Source organism: Saccharothrix luteola, assembly GCF_020859565.1.
Taxonomy (GTDB): Bacteria; Actinomycetota; Actinomycetes; order Mycobacteriales; family Pseudonocardiaceae; genus Actinosynnema; species Actinosynnema luteola.
In genome coordinates this window covers 105,500-122,718 of sequence record NZ_JAJHUO010000009.1, presented here as the reverse complement: position 1 = coordinate 122,718, position 17,219 = coordinate 105,500, and the positions used below count along the sequence as shown (strand labels likewise).

10 protein-coding genes are annotated in these 17,219 nt (G+C 71.1%); 8 read left to right on the top strand and 2 right to left on the bottom strand.

The genetic code is table 11. From position 1 onward, the window contains the following. The first annotated feature begins 5 nt into the window (after window positions 1–5). From LNK82_RS14780 to LNK82_RS14745, 8 genes are all read left to right on the top strand, one after another. A complete protein-coding gene (locus LNK82_RS14780) occupies window positions 6–1,571 on the top strand; it encodes a hypothetical protein (RefSeq protein ID WP_230567549.1) in 1,566 nt (521 codons plus the stop codon). A 30-nt stretch (window positions 1,572–1,601) separates the two neighbouring features. Further along, window positions 1,602–2,171: a hypothetical protein gene (locus tag LNK82_RS14775; protein WP_230567548.1), complete on the top strand. Its 570-nt coding sequence runs from the start codon at window positions 1,602–1,604 to the stop codon at window positions 2,169–2,171. 55 nt (window positions 2,172–2,226) lie between these two features. Then, window positions 2,227–2,649: a hypothetical protein gene (locus tag LNK82_RS14770; protein ID WP_230567547.1), complete on the top strand. Its 423-nt coding sequence runs from the start codon at window positions 2,227–2,229 to the stop codon at window positions 2,647–2,649. Beyond that, the gene (gene grpE, locus LNK82_RS14765) at window positions 2,646–3,248 is read left to right on the top strand and encodes a nucleotide exchange factor GrpE (protein WP_230567546.1); all 603 of its coding nucleotides are present in this window, start codon (window positions 2,646–2,648) and stop codon (window positions 3,246–3,248) included. Before LNK82_RS14770 ends, grpE begins: the two co-directional genes overlap by 4 nt. Continuing rightward, window positions 3,245–4,894, top strand: coding sequence for an Hsp70 family protein (locus tag LNK82_RS14760; protein WP_230567545.1), 1,650 nt, complete (start codon window positions 3,245–3,247; stop codon window positions 4,892–4,894). The genes grpE and LNK82_RS14760 overlap by 4 nt, the downstream gene beginning before the upstream one ends. Before the next feature lie 49 nt (window positions 4,895–4,943). Then, the gene (locus tag LNK82_RS14755; protein WP_230567544.1) at window positions 4,944–7,028 is read left to right on the top strand and encodes an Hsp70 family protein; all 2,085 of its coding nucleotides are present in this window, start codon (window positions 4,944–4,946) and stop codon (window positions 7,026–7,028) included. 6 nt (window positions 7,029–7,034) lie between these two features. Then, entirely contained in the window at window positions 7,035–10,052 is a 3,018-nt protein-coding gene (locus LNK82_RS14750; RefSeq protein ID WP_230567543.1) for a zinc ribbon domain-containing protein, read from the top strand. 447 nt (window positions 10,053–10,499) lie between these two features. Further along, window positions 10,500–11,927 carry a pectate lyase family protein gene (locus LNK82_RS14745; protein WP_230567542.1) on the top strand — a complete coding sequence of 476 codons (1,428 nt, stop codon included), beginning with the start codon at window positions 10,500–10,502 and terminating at the stop codon, window positions 11,925–11,927. Between the two features lie 76 nt (window positions 11,928–12,003). Here LNK82_RS14745 and LNK82_RS14740 read toward each other — a convergent pair whose 3' ends face one another. Next, complete coding sequence (locus LNK82_RS14740) at window positions 12,004–13,533, bottom strand: tetratricopeptide repeat protein (RefSeq protein ID WP_230567541.1); 1,530 nt, start codon at window positions 13,531–13,533, stop codon at window positions 12,004–12,006. A 562-nt stretch (window positions 13,534–14,095) separates the two neighbouring features. Next, complete coding sequence (locus LNK82_RS14735) at window positions 14,096–17,053, bottom strand: NACHT domain-containing protein (protein ID WP_230567540.1); 2,958 nt, start codon at window positions 17,051–17,053, stop codon at window positions 14,096–14,098. Between the last annotated feature and the right edge of the window lie 166 nt (window positions 17,054–17,219).

The window sequence follows — 17,219 nt, the reverse complement described above, 5'->3', positions numbered from 1 at the left end:
CCCGCATGACGGGTGAGCCAGTTGAGGAGCCCTCGGCCACCGAGCCGTTCTCGGCCGTAGCGGACCTCGGACCGCACGGCGAAACCGCCGCGGCGCGATTACGGGCGGTCCACGAGGAGTTGCTGAGCCTCGGCGCGGGGGACGACGCCGAACGGCTCGTCGTGGCGAACCGCGCGGCGGCGCTGCGGGACTTCCCGATGCTGGAACGGCTGGTCGTGCGCGAGCACCGGCTCGACCAGCTCGAGGACCTCCAGCACCACCAGGTCCGCCGGATCACCAGCCTGCGCAACGCCACGGCGCTGCTGCCGCTCGTGATCACCTGGCTCCTCCTCGGCTGGGCCAGCCTCCTCTACCAGCGGCAGCTCACCGCCGACCCGGAGTTGGCGGCGCAGCCGTTCCTGTCGCTGTGGCAGACCCGGTTCGGCGGCGGGCTCATCCTCACGTTCACCGAAACGGCGCTCACCACCGTCGTCCTGATCCTGGCGATCCTGGGGCTGACGGTCTGGGCGCACCGGGCCGAGACCACGTCGAGTCGAGTGCTGGCCGACCTCGCCGGCCGGCTGGACGACGCGATGGACGCGCTCGCCGCCGCCGCGGCGGACAACGTCGTGCAGCCGCCGGTGACCGCCCAGGAGTGGGCCAGGACGGCGCAGGAGATCCTGACGAAGACGCAAGAGGCCCTGAGCACGACGCAGGCGACGATCAACGCCGCGGTCGCGGAGACCAAGGGGCTCGCGGAGACGAACCGGAAGCTCTCCGAGGACGCGCACAAGGAGATGGCGCAGCTCCAACAGCGGGCGCACGAGAAGATGGCCCGGCTCCAAGAGCAGGCGCAGCAGGACATGGCCGAGCTCCAGAAGCAGGCCGAGACACTGGTCGGCGGCCTGGCCAGGGAGGTCCGCGACACCCTCGGCGCGGTCCGGGAGGACAACACCCAGTTCATCAGCAGGACCACGCAGGAGGCGCTGCTCGTCCTGCGGCAGGCGGTGGCGGACAACCGGCAGCTCGTCGAGCAGCAGATGACGCCGCTGTTCGACGGGTTCCGCGAGTCGCTGCAGGACTACCGGGCCGATCACCAGGTCTACCGGGCCGCCGCGACCGAGATGGCCACCGAGGTGACCGGGCTGTCCGAGTCGGCCTCGGTGATCGCCGCCGCGTCGAGCTCGCACGCCGAGGCCGCGAAGTCGATCGACCGGCAGCTCGAGCACATCGAGCAGTCGCAGACCAACATGGTCGCCACCGTGGCGGAGCACTCCACCACCATCAAGAGCGCGGCCACCGGGCTGAGCGAGGTGACCGCGCTCCTGACCGGCCGGATGCGCGGCGACCTGGAGACGATGACCAACGACGTCGTCCTCGCGAGCAAGCGCATCGCCGACGTCGACGCCGGGTTGTCCGTCACCACGGCCGAGTTGGCGAAGACCATCGGCGCGCTGGCCTCGACCACGAGCACGCTGGCGACGACCGCGGGCGCCCTGCAAGGCGCAGCCACCCAGCTGGCGAAGGCGGCGGCGGCGAGCCCCGCCCGGCGGACGTGGCCGTGGCCGTTCAGGCGAGGCGGTGGCGCATGACCGACCCGGGGAACGAGGCGGTGAGCCGGCGTGCGGACCTCGACCGGTAGGCGTCGCGCGGAGCGCGATCCGGGCAACGCCGTCTTCGGCTCCATCGGCTGGCTCTTCGCCGACCTCATGCTGGCGCTCGCGCTGGCGTTCATCGTGGCCGTGACCGCCGCGCCGCCGCTGCCCCCGGGCGCCCAGGCCGAACCGACCACGACCACCACGACGACGACAACGCCACCCACCACGACCACGCCGAGCCGACCCACCGGGCCCGCGCTCGAACTCGATCCGGTCAAGCTCGAGATGCCGATCGACTCGGCGGCGCTCCTCGGCGGTGACGCGGGGACGGCGCAGGGGTTGCGCGACCGCGTCCGCGCGGACCCGCGGCTCGCGGGACGCCGGGCCGGTCTGGTGATGACCTTCGGCGGCACCGGCGGGTCGGGCCAGGGCGCCGACGTCACGCGCGGCCTGGCGATCGCCGACCGCGTCAACGGCGTGCTCGGCGAGCTGGGCGCGCAGGGCTTCGTCTTCGACTCGACCGTGTACCGGTCGTTCATCAGCCTGGGCTCACCGGACGCGTTGAGCATGGACGTCTACCTGTTCAAGGTCTGACGGTCAGCGCGTCCACGGGAAAACACAACACATTCCGTCGTTGGAGGTAGTCGACATGAGTGCGGAGATCGCCGAGCTGGCGAACGCCGTGGTGCCCTACGTGACCGCCGCGGCCGGCGCCTACGGCAGCGCGGTGCTGACGAAGTTGCAGGAGCAGTCCGCCGACGCGACCGTCCGGACGGGCGGTTCCCTGCTGCGCAGGCTGTTGGGGAAGGAGCAGTCCGCGCCCGCGTTGGAAGCGGCCGTGCTCGACCTGGCCGAGGACACGGAGGACCCGGACCGGCAGGGGGCGCTGCGGTTGCAGATCCGCAAGCTGCTCGCCGAGGACGAGGAGCTCCGCGCCGAGATCTCGGACGTCCTCAAGAGCGCGGGCGCCACCGTCACCGCGTCCGGGGACCGGGCGGTCGCGGCCGAGGCGATCACCGACAGCGTCGTCTCCACCGGCGACGACGCCCAGATCACCCAGATCACCCGATGAGCTCGCCGGAGGCGCAGGACGCGACGGACGTGGTGCTGGCGGAGATCCGGCGCCTGCAGACCGCGTTCGACGCGAAGATCCGCTACGACGAGGCCAGGGAGCGGGTCTTCGACGCGATGAGCGAGGAGCTGACCGCCCACCGCCAGGGCCTGGTCCAGGCCCAGCTGCGGACGGTCCTGCTCGACCTCGTGGCGATGCACGACGACCTCACCAAGCTGACCGGTTCGCCCGGGCGCGATCCGGCGACCGTCGAGGCGCTGCTGTTCGTCCGGGAGACCGTCGAGCAGACGTTGGCGCGCAACGGGGTCGAGGCGTTCACCGTCGAGGGGTCCGAGGTGGACCGGGCCCGGCAGAAGGTCATCAGCGTCGTCGAGACCGCGGACCCCGGTCTCGACCGGCACGTCGCCGAGCGGTCCCGCACCGGCTTCTCCTGGCACGACAAGGTGCTGCGGCCGGAGTGGGTGAAGGTCTACGCCGCGGTCCAGGGCGCCGCGCCCGAGCCCACGACCCCCGAGCCGGCCGACCCGACCGCGGAGACGACGCCGGCAGCCCCACTGGAAGACACCCGGACGAGCACTGAAGAAGGAGCGTCGAGTTGACCGAGACACCGGTGTACGGAATCGACCTCGGGACGACCTACACGTGCATCGCGCACGTCGACCCGCTCTCCGGCCGCCCCATGATCACCCCGAACGCCGAGGGCGACCTCACCACGCCCTCGGTGGTCCTGTTCGAGGACGCGGACACGCGGGTGGTCGGCCGGGAGGCGAAGAGCACCGCGATGCTCGACGCGGGCCGCGTGGTGGAGATGATCAAGCGGCAGATCGGCCACGGCGAGTGGCGGCGGGAGTTCTTCGGCCGGGAGTACTCGCCGGAGGAGATCTCCTCCTACATCCTGCGCAAGGTCGTCGACGACGCGGAACGGCACGACACCGTCCGGCCGCACAAGGTCGTCATCACCTGCCCGGCCTACTTCGGCGTGGTCCAGCGCGACGCGACCGCGAACGCCGGGAGGATCGCCGGGCTCGACGTCCTGGAGATCATCAACGAGCCGACCGCCGCCGCGATCAGCTACGGCATGCAGGACCGGACCGACCAGGTCGTCCTCGTCTACGACCTCGGCGGCGGCACCTTCGACGTGACCGTGATCAAGATCGAGGTCGGCGCCATCACGGTGGTGGCGACCGACGGCGCGCACGAGCTCGGCGGCCGGAACTGGGACGAGCGGGTCGTCCAGCACCTCGCCGAGCAGTGGCAGGCCGCGCACGGCAGCACCAGCGACCCGCTGGACTCGCCGGAGACCTTGCAGGACCTGTGGCAGCAGGCGGAGATGGGCAAGCGGGCGCTGAGCGCCAAGAGCGAGACCCGGATGCGGGTCGTCCACGACAACCAGCAGCTCGCGGTCAGCCTGAACCGGGAGAAGTTCGACGAGCTCACCCGCGACCTGCTGGACACGACGGTGGTGCTCACTAAGAGGGTGATGGACACCGCGCGCGAGCTCGGCCACCCGAAGGTCGACCGCATCCTGCTGGTCGGCGGCTCGACCAGGATGGTGCAGGTCACCGAGCGGCTGAAGGAGGAGTTCGACATCGAGGTGACCATGGTCGACCCCGACCAGGCGGTCGCCAAGGGCGCGGCGATCTACGGGCAGAAGCTGGCCGTCGGCGACCGCCTCCGGGAGGTGACCGCCGAACTCGCCCAAGACCCGGCGCGCCACGGGACCTCGACGCGCGAGGCCGCCGAGGAGCTGGTCGCGTCCGAGCTCGGCCTGCGCCTGGACACCGTGCGCCACCTCGACGGCATGGTGGTCAAGAACGTGCTGAGCCACAGCTTCGGCGTCCGTTCCCTGACCAAGGACGACAAGCCGGTCATCTTCAACCTCGTCCGCGCCCAGGAGACGTTGCCCGTGGAGGCCACGAAGGTCTTCGGCACCCGGAAGGCCGGTATGGGCGAGGTGGAGCTGCGCATCTTCGAGAACACGGTCCGGGACCGGATCGTCGAGGACTTCGACACCGCCGAGGAGGTCGGCCGCGCGGAGCTGAAGCTCGTCGCGGACCTGCCCGAGAACTCGCCGGTCGAGGTGCGCTTCAGCATCAACGGGCAGGGCCGGCTGCAGATCACCGGTCGTGACATGGCGACGGGAGGCGCGGAGGTGAACGCCGTCATCGAGACCAACCGCGCCCTGTCCGCCGACGAGCTGAACGACGCGGTCGAGCACGCCAAGAGCATCCGGATCATCAGCTGATGCCCGGGTCGACGGCGGTCCGGGCACCGGATCGAGGAAGGCGGACAGGATGACACCGGCTGTCGGTATCGACCTCGGCACCACGTACTCCGCGGTGGCTTGGGTGAACCCGGACGGCGACCCCGAGATCATCCCCGACGCGGCGGGAGAGCCGCTCACCGCGTCCGTGGTGAGCTTCGCCGGCGGCGCCCCGGTCGTGGGCGTCTCGGCCAAGGCCGACCTGGCCGCCGACGCGACCGAGGTCGCGCACCTGTTCAAGCGGTCGATGGGCAACGCCTCGTTCCGGTTGTCCCTCGGCGGTCGTCAGTGGAGCCCGACCGAGCTGTCCGCCCTGGTGCTCGGCCACTTGAAGGCGCAGGCCGAGGCCGCGCTGGGCGTGCCGGTGACCCGTGCCGTGGTGACGGTCCCCGACTACTTCACCCATCCCCAGCGCTCGGCCACCATCGAGGCGGGCAGGCTCGCCGGGCTGGAGGTCCCGCGCATCATCAGCGAGCCGACCGCGGCGGCGCTGGCCTACGGGCTCCGGCCGGGACCGCGCTCGCGGCGCGTGCTGGTGTACGACCTGGGCGGCGGCACGTTCGACATCTCGCTGGTCGACATCGACGCCGAGGGGATCACGGTGCGGTCCACCGAGGGGGACCACGAACTCGGCGGACGCGACTGGGACGAGCGGCTGGCCGCGATCATCCTCGACAAGCACCCCGACGAAGCGGCCGCGATCGAGGCGCACCCCGGGCCGCTCCTGGTGGCCGTGGAGGACCTCAAGCGGATGCTGTCCGCGCGCCGTGCCGCCGAGGTCCGGCTGGTCGTCGGCGACCGGACGCTGCGCTGCGAGGTGACCCGCGAGGAGTTCGAGGCGGCCTGCCGCGACCTGTTGCAGTCGACCGCGCAGCTCACCGGGAAGGTGCTGGAGGAAACCGGGCTGACCTGGGCCGACATCGACGGCGTGCTGCCGGTCGGCGGCTCGACCCGGATGCCGATGGTGCGCGACTGGATCGAGGCGATGTCCGGGAAACCGCCGATGGGGGGCGTCCACCCCGACCAGGCCGTCGCCCTCGGCGCCGCCGCCCAGGCCGCGATCCTGCTCGAGCAGGAGGCCGGGCTCAGGCTCGACGGCCCGGGTGACGTCGAGCCCATCCTCCGGCTGTCCGCGCCGCGGCGGATCGTCGGCACCGTCGCGCACAGCCTCGGCATGATCGCCGAGAACGCGGCGGGCGACCGCTACGTCAACAGCGTGCTGCTGCCGAGGAACCGGACGATCCCGTGCGTCGAGACGCGGCCGTACCAGTTCCACGTGAAAGGCGACGGCAGCGACCTCCTCGAGGTCTTCCTGACCCAGGGCGAGACGGACGACCCGGCGCCCTGCGCCTACCTCGGCCGGTACCTGGTCACCGGGTTCCCCGGGCGCAGCCGGGGCCGGACGGTGGTCGACATCGCCTACGCCTACGACGACAACGCGATCGTGGGGGTGACCGCGACCGACCGGTCCAGCGGCGCCGCGTTGCACGTCGAGGTCGCCGACCTGCCGGAGGACGTTCCGCAGCGCTTCCTGCAACCACCCGTGCGGGCCACCGTCCGCGAGCCCCTGACGACCTACCTCGCGTTCGACCTCTCCGGCAGCATGGCCGGCGCGCCGCTGGCCGCCGCGCAGCAGGCCGCGCGGGCGTTCTTGGCGCAGCTCGACCTGACGACCACGGAGGTCGGCATCGTCTCGTTCTCCGACCGCGTCGCCGTCAGCCTGCCCGCCACCCACAACGCCGCCGACGTCGAGCGCGCCATCGGGCGGCTCACCGTCGGCAGCACCGGGGTCGGCAACGCGACCGACCCGTTCCGGGAGCTGCGCCAGTTGCTCGCCGGCGTGGAGGGTCGCAGGTTCGGCGTCGTCCTCGCGGACGGCGTCTGGTACAACCAGAGCGGAGCCGTCCAACGAGCGCACGAGTGCCACCGCGACGGTGTCGAGATCATCGCGGTCGGCTTCGGCTCGGCCGACCGGAAGTTCCTCCGGAAGATCGCGTCCTCGACCGAGCAGGCCATGTTCACCAACCTGGGGCAGCTGTCCGCGGTGTTCGGCACGATCGCCCGCGAGATCACCGAGAGCGGCTCGTCGGACTACCGGCTCCCCGGCGCCGGGTGAGTTCCGGTGGCCAACGAGCGCCCGAACTTCTTCGCCCTGCTCGACCTGGACCCCAACGCGCCGTGGGACCAGGCGCGCTACGAGCGCGTGCTGGCCCGGCGCCGCAACGAGTGGTCCACGGCCACGCAGAACGGTTTCCCCCGGAAGAAGGCGCAGGACGCGAAGTACCACCTGACGCTGCTCCCCGAGATCGACAAGGTCATGTCGAGCGCCGACCGGCGCCAGGCGGAACGCGAGCTGGCCCTCCGGCACGAGCGCGCCGCACTCGAGGACCGCCGCCGCGAGGTGGGCAGCCGGCTGTCGCTCATGCTGGCCAAGGGCTACCTGCTCACCGAGGAGGCGACCGGCCTGCGGGCGGAGTTCGCCGACGTCCTCGCGGCCGACGAGGCGCTGGCCGGCCAGGTCGAGCGCGCCGAGAAGCGGAGCGCGGGCACCGGGACCGCGAGCGCGCGGCTCCCGCCGGAGGACGAGCGCCGCTTGAGCAGTCAGCTCGCGGAAGTCGGCGAGATCAGCCTCTACCAGTTGCTCCGAGGGGTCGACGAGTCCATCACCAACACGTCGTCGTTGTCGCAACTGCGCGACGCCGCGCAGGAGCTCTGGGCGCGGACGCACCGCATCAAGGTCAAGTCCGACCCGACGCTCCCGACGCGGGAACGCCTCGGCGCCTTCGCCAAGTCCGTGTTCGCCTCCGAGGAGAAGCGCGAGCAGCACGACATGTCGATGAAGGTGGTGACCCTGCAAGCGATCATCAAGCGGTTCGAGACCACCCTGAAGGTCGCCGGGTCGGTGAGCGCCCGGCAGTTCGAGCTGTACCTCGAAGAGGCGCGGCTCGGCGGCGTCGACGACCTCGTGCTGGCGAAGCGCGAGTTCGTGGCGCACTTCGGCAAGCTCGGCTGGGCCGTCGAGCTGCCCGCCGCGGAGTCCGAGCGGCACCTGCGCAGCCGCGTCCAGTGCCCCAGGTGCGCGGACCTGAACGACGAGACCAGCACCGCGTGCAAGACGTGCGGCCTGCTGCTGCGCGAGCCGTGCCCGCGCTGCGGCGCCGTGGACCCGGCCTACGGCCTCGGTTGCCGCCGCTGCGGCTTCCCGATCGGGCAGCGGTACCTGGTGGAGGAACTGATCACGGAGGCGAAGAGCGCGCTGAGGGAGCGCGACCTGGAACAGGCGAGGCTCCGCATCGACCGGGCCGCGAGGATCTGGGCGGTGCCCGCCGACCGGACCGACCCGCTGGCCCGGGAGATCCGCGAGTTCAAGGGTGCGGTGGACACCACCTTGCTGTCGATCGGCGAGGCGGTGGCGCGCGTCCAGAAGCTGGTCGACGGGCGCAACTACGTCGCCGCCGTGAGCGAGCTCCGGGCCGCGCCGGAGGGGTTCCCCCGCCGTGACGCGCTCCTCGAACGGGCGAAGACCGAGATCGACAAGGCCACCGAGCTGTACCTGCGGGCCAGGCGGCCGGACACGCCGAACTCGCGCCGGGCCGAGCTGTACGCCGCCGCGCTCGACCTCTGCGCCGACCTGTCGGCCGCGCGCAACGAGCTCGACCGGATCCCGCCGGACCCACCCGGACGACCGCGGGCCGTCGTCACCGACCCGGCCGCCGGCGTCCGGCTGACCTGGCTCGCGTCGCCCGACCTGGACATCGCCTACGTCGTCGTCCGCGTCACCGGGGACCGGGTGCCGGAACGCCCCGACGAGGCCCCCGGCCCCGCCCGTCTCGGCCGGACGAGGGCGACGGGGTTCCGCGACGCCGCCGCGGCCGGACTCCCCGGCGTGCCGTTGCGCTACGCGGTGTTCACCGAGCGGTCCGGCACGTACTCCGCGCCGGTCGTGACGGCGCCGGTCGTCATCACCTCCGAGGCGACCGTCGAGGCCGACACCGACGACGGCGAGGTCACGTTGACCTGGCACGTGCCGGACACCGCCGTCCGGGTCGAGGTGTCCCGGGCCGAGATCGGGGCCGAGCACGACGCGCCGGTCGTCCTGCCGATCACCGTGTCCGGCCGGCTGACCGACACGGACGTCCGCAACGGCGGCCGGTACCGCTACACGGTTCGCGTCGCGTACCCGGGCCACGGGGGTGGGCTCGTCTGGTCGTCGGGCCGCTCGCGGGAGGTCACCCCGGCCGGCCGGCCGGCACCCGCGGGCCCGCTGACCGTCGTGCGGGTCAGCACCGAGCTGAGCCTGGCCGAGCACACGACCCAGCTCCGCTGGCCACCGCCCGGCCAGGGCGTCGTCAAGGTCGTCCGGGTGCTCGGCACGGGCACGCTTCGCGAGGGCGACCGCGTCACCGAGGCCGACCTCTACCAGGCGGGCCGAGTGCTCGACGGACCCTCACCGGTCAACGACGCCTGGATCGACAAGGGTCTCGTGCTCTGCTCGTACCTGCCGGTCGTGATCGTGAACGGCACGGGTCACGTCGGCAGGCCGCGTCACTACGCGAGGGTCGCCGAGCCGACCGGCATCCACGTCGAGTACGTCGGCGCCGCGGTGCAGATCGGCTGGACCTGGCCGGAGGGCGGCACCAGGGTCCTCGTCGGCTACGAGCTGTCCGACCAGCCGCCGGTCGATCCCACGGTCGCCTCACGGCAGGTGCTGGTCGGCAGGCACGCCGGGGACGGCTTCGGCGGCTGCGAGATCCCGGCGGGTCCGAGCACGCACGTGTCCGTCGCGCTCGCCTCCGCCGTGGACCACGAAGGCCTGCCGTTCATCGGTTCCGGCGTCCCTGCCCAGGCGGCCCGCCCCACCACCCACATCGGCTACGAAGTCCGCCCGGGTGGCCGCCGCCGACTGGAACTGGTGCTGCGCGCCGACACCCCGGTCGAGCTGCCCGCCCTCACCCTGCGCGCCCACCCCGACCGACTCCCGCACACCGTCGACGACGGCGAGGCCGTCACCTCCCTACCCCCGTTCCGCCTGGTCGACAGGCACACGGTTCCCTTGCCGAAGACCACCCGCCCCGACTCCCGGTACCGCCTCTTCGCCGCCACCACCACGCCGCCCACCGTCCGCCTCGACCCGATGTGAAGTCGGCGGCGATTGGTGGATCACACCAAACCTCGACCAGGATGATCACGATGTCCTCGACATCCGTGCGTGCTGCGGCGTCGAATTCGGTTACCATCGCGCCCCGCACCTCTTTTGTTCACGTGCATGAATCGGCGGACCGCTGCCGAGAAGTGTGCGCCGCAAGGCGCTGACTTCCTCCCCGGAGCGACTCCGGATGTTCACCGACGTGAATTTTGTTGCCTGCTCCACAAAGTTGCGCAATGCTCGCTGGGAGCGTTCCCAGACACCGCTCCCCCGCGCCGAAACCGCTGGTCGGCACCGGTTCGTGTCTGCGGGAACCGCGGTCCGGGAGTGCTGTTCGCAAGGAGGCGACGCATGAGTCTGCGCATTGGCCAACGAACGAGAAGTCGAGCCGCCGGCATTGCCGCGGCCCTGTCGGTGGCGGCCTTGACCGGAGGTTTGGTGATGGCGGCCGGCACCAATGCCAATGCGGCGGCCGGATGTCGCGTCGACTACAGCGTGATCAACCAGTGGGACGGCGGTTTCGGCGCCAACGTCACCGTGACCAACCTGGGTGACCCGCTGTCGAACTGGACGCTGGGGTGGTCGTTCACGGCCGGTCAGAAGGTCACGCAGATGTGGGGCGGTGAGTTCTCCCAGTCGGGCAGCGCGGTGACGGTGCGCAACACCTCCTGGAACGGCTCGCTGGCGACGGGAGCATCGGTCACGCCGGGCTTCAACGGGTCGTGGAGCGGCTCCAACCCCACGCCCACCTCCTTCACGCTCAACGGCGTGGCGTGCACCGGACAACCCACCAACACCTCGACGTCGACCTCCACGTCAACCACCACGTCGACGACCACCACGACCACCACCACGTCGAACCCGCCCACGGGCACCGCGACCGGCTTCGCGTCCCAGAACGGCGGGACCACGGGCGGTCAGGGCGGTGCGACGGTCCGGGCCACCACCGGCACCCAGATCCACCAGGCCCTGTGCAGCCGGGCCGGCAGCAGCACCCCGATCGTCATCGAGGTCTCGGGCACGATCAACCACGGCAACACCGCCAAGGTCTCGGGCAACAGCTGCGAGACCGCCGCCGGCGTGATCGAGCTCAAGCGGATCAGCAACGTCACGATCATCGGCGTCGGCGGCGGCGCCGTCTTCGACCAACTGGGCATCCACATCCGCGAGTCCCGCAACATCATCATCCGCAACGTGACGATCCAGAACGTCAAGAAGTCCGGCTCGCCCACGTCCAACGGCGGCGACGCCATCGGCATGGAGAGCGGCGTCCGCAACGTCTGGGTCGACCACGTCAACCTGCTGGCGTCCGGTGGCGAGTCGGAGGGCTACGACGGCCTGTTCGACATGAAGGACGACACCCAGTACGTGACCCTGTCCTACAGCACCCTGCGCAACTCCGGCCGCGGCGGGCTGATCGGGTCCAGCGAGAGCGACGTCTCGAACGGGTTCGTGACCTACCACCACAACCTCTACGAGAACATCGACTCCCGCACGCCCCTGCTGCGCGGCGGCATCGCCCACATCTACAACAACCACTACGTGAGCCTCAACGAGTCCGGCATCAACTCGCGCGTCGGAGCCAAGGCCAAGGTGGACAACAACTACTTCAAGAACTCCAAGGACGTCCTCGGCACCTTCTACACCACCGAGGCCGGCTACTGGCAGGTCAGCGGCAACATCTTCGACAACGTGACCTGGTCCGCCCCCAGCAGCGACCACAAGCCCGCGGGCCCGGACGTCAAGTCCACCACCACCGTCAGCATCCCCTACGGCTACGCGCTCGACCAGGCCACCTGCGTGCCGAGCGTCGTCAGCCGCACGGCAGGCGCCAACACCGGCCTGAGCGAGTCGAACGGCAGCTGCTAGCGGCGCACGACCCGCACCGACGTGCCGGCGCAGAAGGCGGCTACCGAGCGACACCCGCCCGGTAGCCGCCTTCTCGTCAGTTGTTGCGCTCCACGTACAGGCAGTACAGGTCGAACCCGCCGGCCTGGACGTCGAACTGCTTGGCCAGGTCACCGCTGTCGTCGAACGTGGCGAGCACGTGGTGGGTGCCCGCCCCCAGGCCGACGGCGAACAAGGGCCGCCCGACGGGCGAGTCGCAGGCCGCGGCCCCGGTGCCGGGCGCGTGGTACTCCGGGCAGGTCTCGCACGGCGGCAAGGTGAACTCGTGCGCCGTGGAGCCCGCCAACTTGATGTCGATCGAGGAGTTCACGGTGTTGTAGAAGGTGATCGTGATCGGGCCACCCGCGCCGAGGGGTGCGGGCACCGGCACCCGCGCGCCCGTGCCGATGGCCACCTTGGCGGCGATGCGCGCCGACTTGGCCTGCGGCACGTCGCCGTGCTCGGGGAAGGTCCTGATGAACCGGTCCAACGTGCCGACCGCGGTTTCCGCCTGGCCGTCGCGCAGCTCGCTCAGCCCGCAGTCGAGCATGGCGCGCGGGTACTGGTTCTTCGCCTCGCCCGCCACCTTCTCCGCGACCTTGTTGGTCAGGCCCGCGAAGAACGCGAGGACGTCCACCACCTTGCACGGCTGGCCCGCGGCGAGGGGCGCGGTGGCCGCCGCGTAGAGCGCGTCGAACGTCGCGGGCACCTCCTTGGCGGACGGCGTGTCGGCGAAGTCGTCGGCGATCGCCTCGAGGGCGGTGGCCGCCCCGCTGGCGCCGACGGGCTCCTCCGCCATGAACTGCTTCGCCAGCCGCAGGTAGGCGTCGGCGACCTCCGGGGCGAACGACTCGTCCTCGGAGAGCAGGTCGCGGTAGACCTTGATCGAGTCGGCCAGCCGGCCCTCGTCGCGCAGGCCGCGGGCCCAGGTCGTGTAGGTCTCGACGAGCTCGTCGCGGACGAACGGGCTCAGCGGGCTGTCCGGGTGGTCGCGGCGGAACTGGCCGTAGCGCTGCACGGCGGTGGCTTCGTCCTCGGCGTCGGCCGCACGGGTGAAGTCGGCGCACTCGACCAGGCCGCGGTTCGCCGCGGCGATGTCCGAGCTGAGCGTCAGCTCGTAGGGTCCGGTCACCGCCTTGAACTGGCCGGTCGCCGCCGCGCAGTCGCCGCGCCCCTGGGCGGCGAGCCCGTCGTCGTAGGCGCCGCGGCCCAGCACGCCGTACGCGATGTACGCGCCCACCACGGCGACCACCGCGATCGCCCCGATCACCACCGGGCGGCGGTTCGCGACCGGCGGGTGCTTCACCGCGATCCGCCGCGCGTCGAGCACGAGGATCACGAGCCACACCGCGGCCACCGTCCGCCACAACCACGGGTTGGCCGCCGCGTTGGTGACGAACGCGACCACGACGAGCCCGACCGCGAGCACGACCGCCGTCCACGCCTGCCACCGTCGGCGCAGGTAGAAGTACCCCGCCCCGACCCCGGTCAGGTTCAACAGCACGGCGGCCGCAGTGGACTTCGGCTCGGGCGGCGTCGGCGGGATCCGCAGGATCGGGTCGGTCGGCGTCGGATCGACCCACGCCACCTGCTCCTCCGGACCCGAGGGCCGCGCCCACGGATTCGCCGCCACAGCGGAATAAGCCGCCGAGGGTTCGGCTGAACCAGGGGCCACCAATCCAACGGCCGCCGGTTCACCGGAATCCGCTGCCCCGGCGGACGAGTCACCCACCGCCGGCTCGATCGCTTGCGACACTCCCAATCCAACGGGTGCCGATCCCACCAACGGCTCAGCAGCCACCGTTCCTGCCGCCACCCCCTCCTGCCCCACCACCGCTTCCGGCTCGGCCTCCCGCTCCACCGGTGCCGACTCCACCGGAACCGACTCCGTCGGCATTCCCACAACTGCGGCGTCACCCTCCGCCGGCTCGGCAACAGGCGGTGGCACCGGCGCCCCGTCCGGCGGATCGGCCGCCGACGACTGCGCCTTCGATCTGTCCTCGCTCATCCCAAACCCCCCACAACGGTGTCCCCCGACCCGACCAATAGGGGACCACACCGCAGCCGTCGTGTGCATCGATTTGTGTCGATGACAAAGCGGTTGCGGCGAACCTGTCACCTCAACGTGATCGACTTCAACAACCGCCCGGTCACGTCGTGTGCCACACCTTCGCCCCCGCCCCGCGCCAGTAGACGCTGAAGTCCGACGAACGGTCGGTGTCGAACGGAGGGAACACACCCGGATCGGCTTTCACACTGAGCTCGGCAGTGGTGAACAGCGACATGCTGCGGCTGTAACTGGTCGCCCGCTCCAGGATCCGTTGGTCCACGACGGGCGACCACGTCTCCAGCCAGCCCACGAACGCGCCGACGAACTCCGGCGTCCACTCGCGGAACTTGCGGGCCAGCACCTGGTAGGCCTGTTCGGCGACGGCTACGAGCGTGTCCTGCGGGACCAGGTCCGGACGGGGCACGTCGACGAACGGCGGCGCCATGTCACCGGGAAGGGCCGCCGCGGCGACGAGCCAGCTCGCGATGTAACGACTCCACTCCCGGGCTGTGCCTTCTCCGGTTCCGTCGTCGACCAGGTAGCTCAGCCCGTCGTGCACCGCGAAGCCGGTCCTGAGCCTGTCCTCCGTCTCGGAGTCGACGCGCAGCCGGGCTCGGAGGATCTCCGGCTCCAGCATCACCCGGTCCCCTTCCCGCACGACGCCGTCCACGCAGACCAAACTGTCCAGCGTGGTGTGGTAGCACGTGGAGTCGATCCCGGCCTGCCACAGGTCGACCGTGCTGCGCCACTGCGTCAACGGTTCGTGGGGCCACAGCTTCGCCAGCGGCACCTCGGGCACCGCCTTGACGAGCAGGAGCACCAGGTTGGCCGAATAGGCGGCGAGCTGCCGCACGACATCGCGCCGCAGTGGCCGGTAGTCGTCGAACCGCCTCGGCGGCCTGCGGTGGCGGTAGCCGGTCAGGAGGACTTCCAGAGTGCGCGCCACGCGTTCGCGTTCACGGGCGTCCAGGGCGTCGAGTCGCTCTCCGACGAAGGACATGACGGGTTGCTGCACGGCCAGCGTCTGGTGGGACGTCAGCGCGAACAGCAGGTCGTCGTCCGGCTCGTGCGGACGCCGCCGACCGAACGCGCCCTCCGCGACGTCCCGGAGCACCTCCACCACGCGCATGGCGACCAGGTATTCCCCGAACGTGGCGTGCAGGAACTCGTAGCTGCGCTGCACCGAACCGGTGCGCGCCTCAGGCGCGTGGACGAAGAAGAACTCGCCGAGCACCCGCTCGCCCGCCTCCACGCTCTCCTCCAACGCGGAGAGGTCGCCGGTGAGGTCGGCTTCCGAGATGTCCTGCCGGCCCCGGTTGAACATGCCGAGCGCGGCCGTGGACAGGCGGCGGATCTGCTCCTCCACGGCCTCGTCCAGTTCCTCTCCCCGGAGGACCCTGCCGGCCTTCTTGGTGACTTCCCGCCGCGAGTAGGTGTCGAACAACCGCTCGTACAGATCGGCCTCGGACAGCTGGTCGTCCAGCGGGACCGACGGATCACCGAAGTACAGGGCCAGCATCAGCAACAGGAGCGGTTGGCGGGCGAGCTGCCCGTAGGACAGGGCGGTCTCCAGCGGCAGTGGCCGTGTCCCGGGCCCGGGGTTGTGCTCGTTCCAGACGGCCAGCCAGGCGCCGACCTGCTCTTCAGAGAACTCCTCCAGCTTCACGACGGGCGTCCCCCAGGGCACGGTGACGCGGTCGGCGACGAGCGTGCGCGAGGTGACGACGACGGCGACCGGCTTGCCCATCGCGGCCTCCAGCCGCTGGAACTCGGCGATCTCGTGCAGGTAACCGACGCGGTCCTGGGTGGTGGCCTGCAGGAGTTCGTCGAGGCCATCGAGCAGCACGACCCTGAGGACCTCACCGCTGTCCTCGACGAGTCGGTGCCACTGCACCCGGCCATGGGTGTCGAGGTCCAGGGCCTGTTGGATCTGGTTGGAGATGGTGGTGTTGGCGTCCACCCGGCGCAGGGCCACGCGCACCACGGTGTAGCCCTCGTCCGGTAGGCGTGCGGCCAGGACCCGGGTCAGCAACGACTTCCCGGCACCGGGGTGCCCGAGGAACAGCAGCGGCAGCCGCGCGCAGAGGTCGCCGGTGAAGTGCCGCGCCAGCACCAGGTCCAGGTCGCTGCCCTGCTCCACCTTCGACCACCACTCCTCGGAGGCCAACCGGGCGCCGCTGTCGGCCTCCGCGATCCGGTAGCGCGGATCCGTGAAGATCTTCTCCACCGGCGGGAACACCGCGTCGACGCCGTAACCGTCGGCGTCCACGTCGACCACCGGCAGGTCGAGGACCGACCTGTTCACGCTGCGCACGATCGCACGCAGGTCGCGGGACGGCTCGGACCCGGTGACGGTCAGCAGCCGTTCCAGCCGCGCCATCGCCGTCCTCGTCGCCGCGTGCTCGGTCAGGTCCGCCCACACGGCCACCTCGGGCACCTTCGCCGCCAACTCCAGGAATAACGACCGGTAACGCGAAGCCACCGCCGTTCCGAACGGGAGGGCCTTGAGCCGGCGGTACGGCGACAGTTCCAGCCCGGCGAGGAAGTCGTCGACAAAGCGGTACAGGTTCGCGGCCCACTCGACGACACCGCCGGCGACCTCCTCGAAGCCCGACACGGCGGACGGCGTGGGAACCGGCGTGGTGTAGAGGTGTCGGACCAGCGGCTCGTCGTCGTCCGGCCGTCTGCCCGCAGCCAGCACGACCTTCTCGGAGTCCGTGATCGCCGCCGTCCGGTAGACCTCCCCCAGTTCCGCGCGCAGGGTCTCGAAGAACGCCGTCAACACGATCGTGGTGTGCGCGGCCAGCACGAGTTCGTGCCGCTCCAACCCACCTGTGCCGGTCAGCCGGTTCGCCGTCGAATCCAGCATCTTCCGCAGCAGGCCCACGGCCTCGTTCTTCTGGTCCACCCAGCCCCACACCGCGCTCACCGCGGGCACCAAGCCGGCGGCGAGCACAGCGCCACCCGCCAGGGCGTTCAGCCGGTCCAGCCAAGGGCGGTCGTGGTGTCCGAGGATCTGGAGGGCGCCGCGGAACGAAATGGCGGGGTCTCTTCGCACGGACGACAAGCCTAGACCGCCGGCAAGCGGCGTCGTCGCCATTCGCCGACTCCGTCCGCCTGTACCCGGCCGGAGAGGCGTGGCCAACATGCGGTCGTCGATCATCATCGTCGGGTCGAGCGCACTCAACACCGCACGGGCGAGGGCGTACTCACGCGTGCTCACG

Excerpts from the sequence above, each read along its gene's own strand:
- LNK82_RS14780 (WP_230567549.1), top strand. The coding sequence starts at position 6 with ATGACGGGTGAGCCAGTTGAGGAGCCCTCGGCCACCGAGCCGTTCTCG.
- LNK82_RS14770 (WP_230567547.1), top strand. The coding sequence starts at position 2,227 with ATGAGTGCGGAGATCGCCGAGCTGGCGAACGCCGTGGTGCCCTACGTG.
- grpE (WP_230567546.1), top strand. The coding sequence starts at position 2,646 with ATGAGCTCGCCGGAGGCGCAGGACGCGACGGACGTGGTGCTGGCGGAG.
- LNK82_RS14755 (WP_230567544.1), top strand. The coding sequence starts at position 4,944 with ATGACACCGGCTGTCGGTATCGACCTCGGCACCACGTACTCCGCGGTG.
- LNK82_RS14745 (WP_230567542.1), top strand. The coding sequence starts at position 10,500 with ATGGCGGCCGGCACCAATGCCAATGCGGCGGCCGGATGTCGCGTCGAC.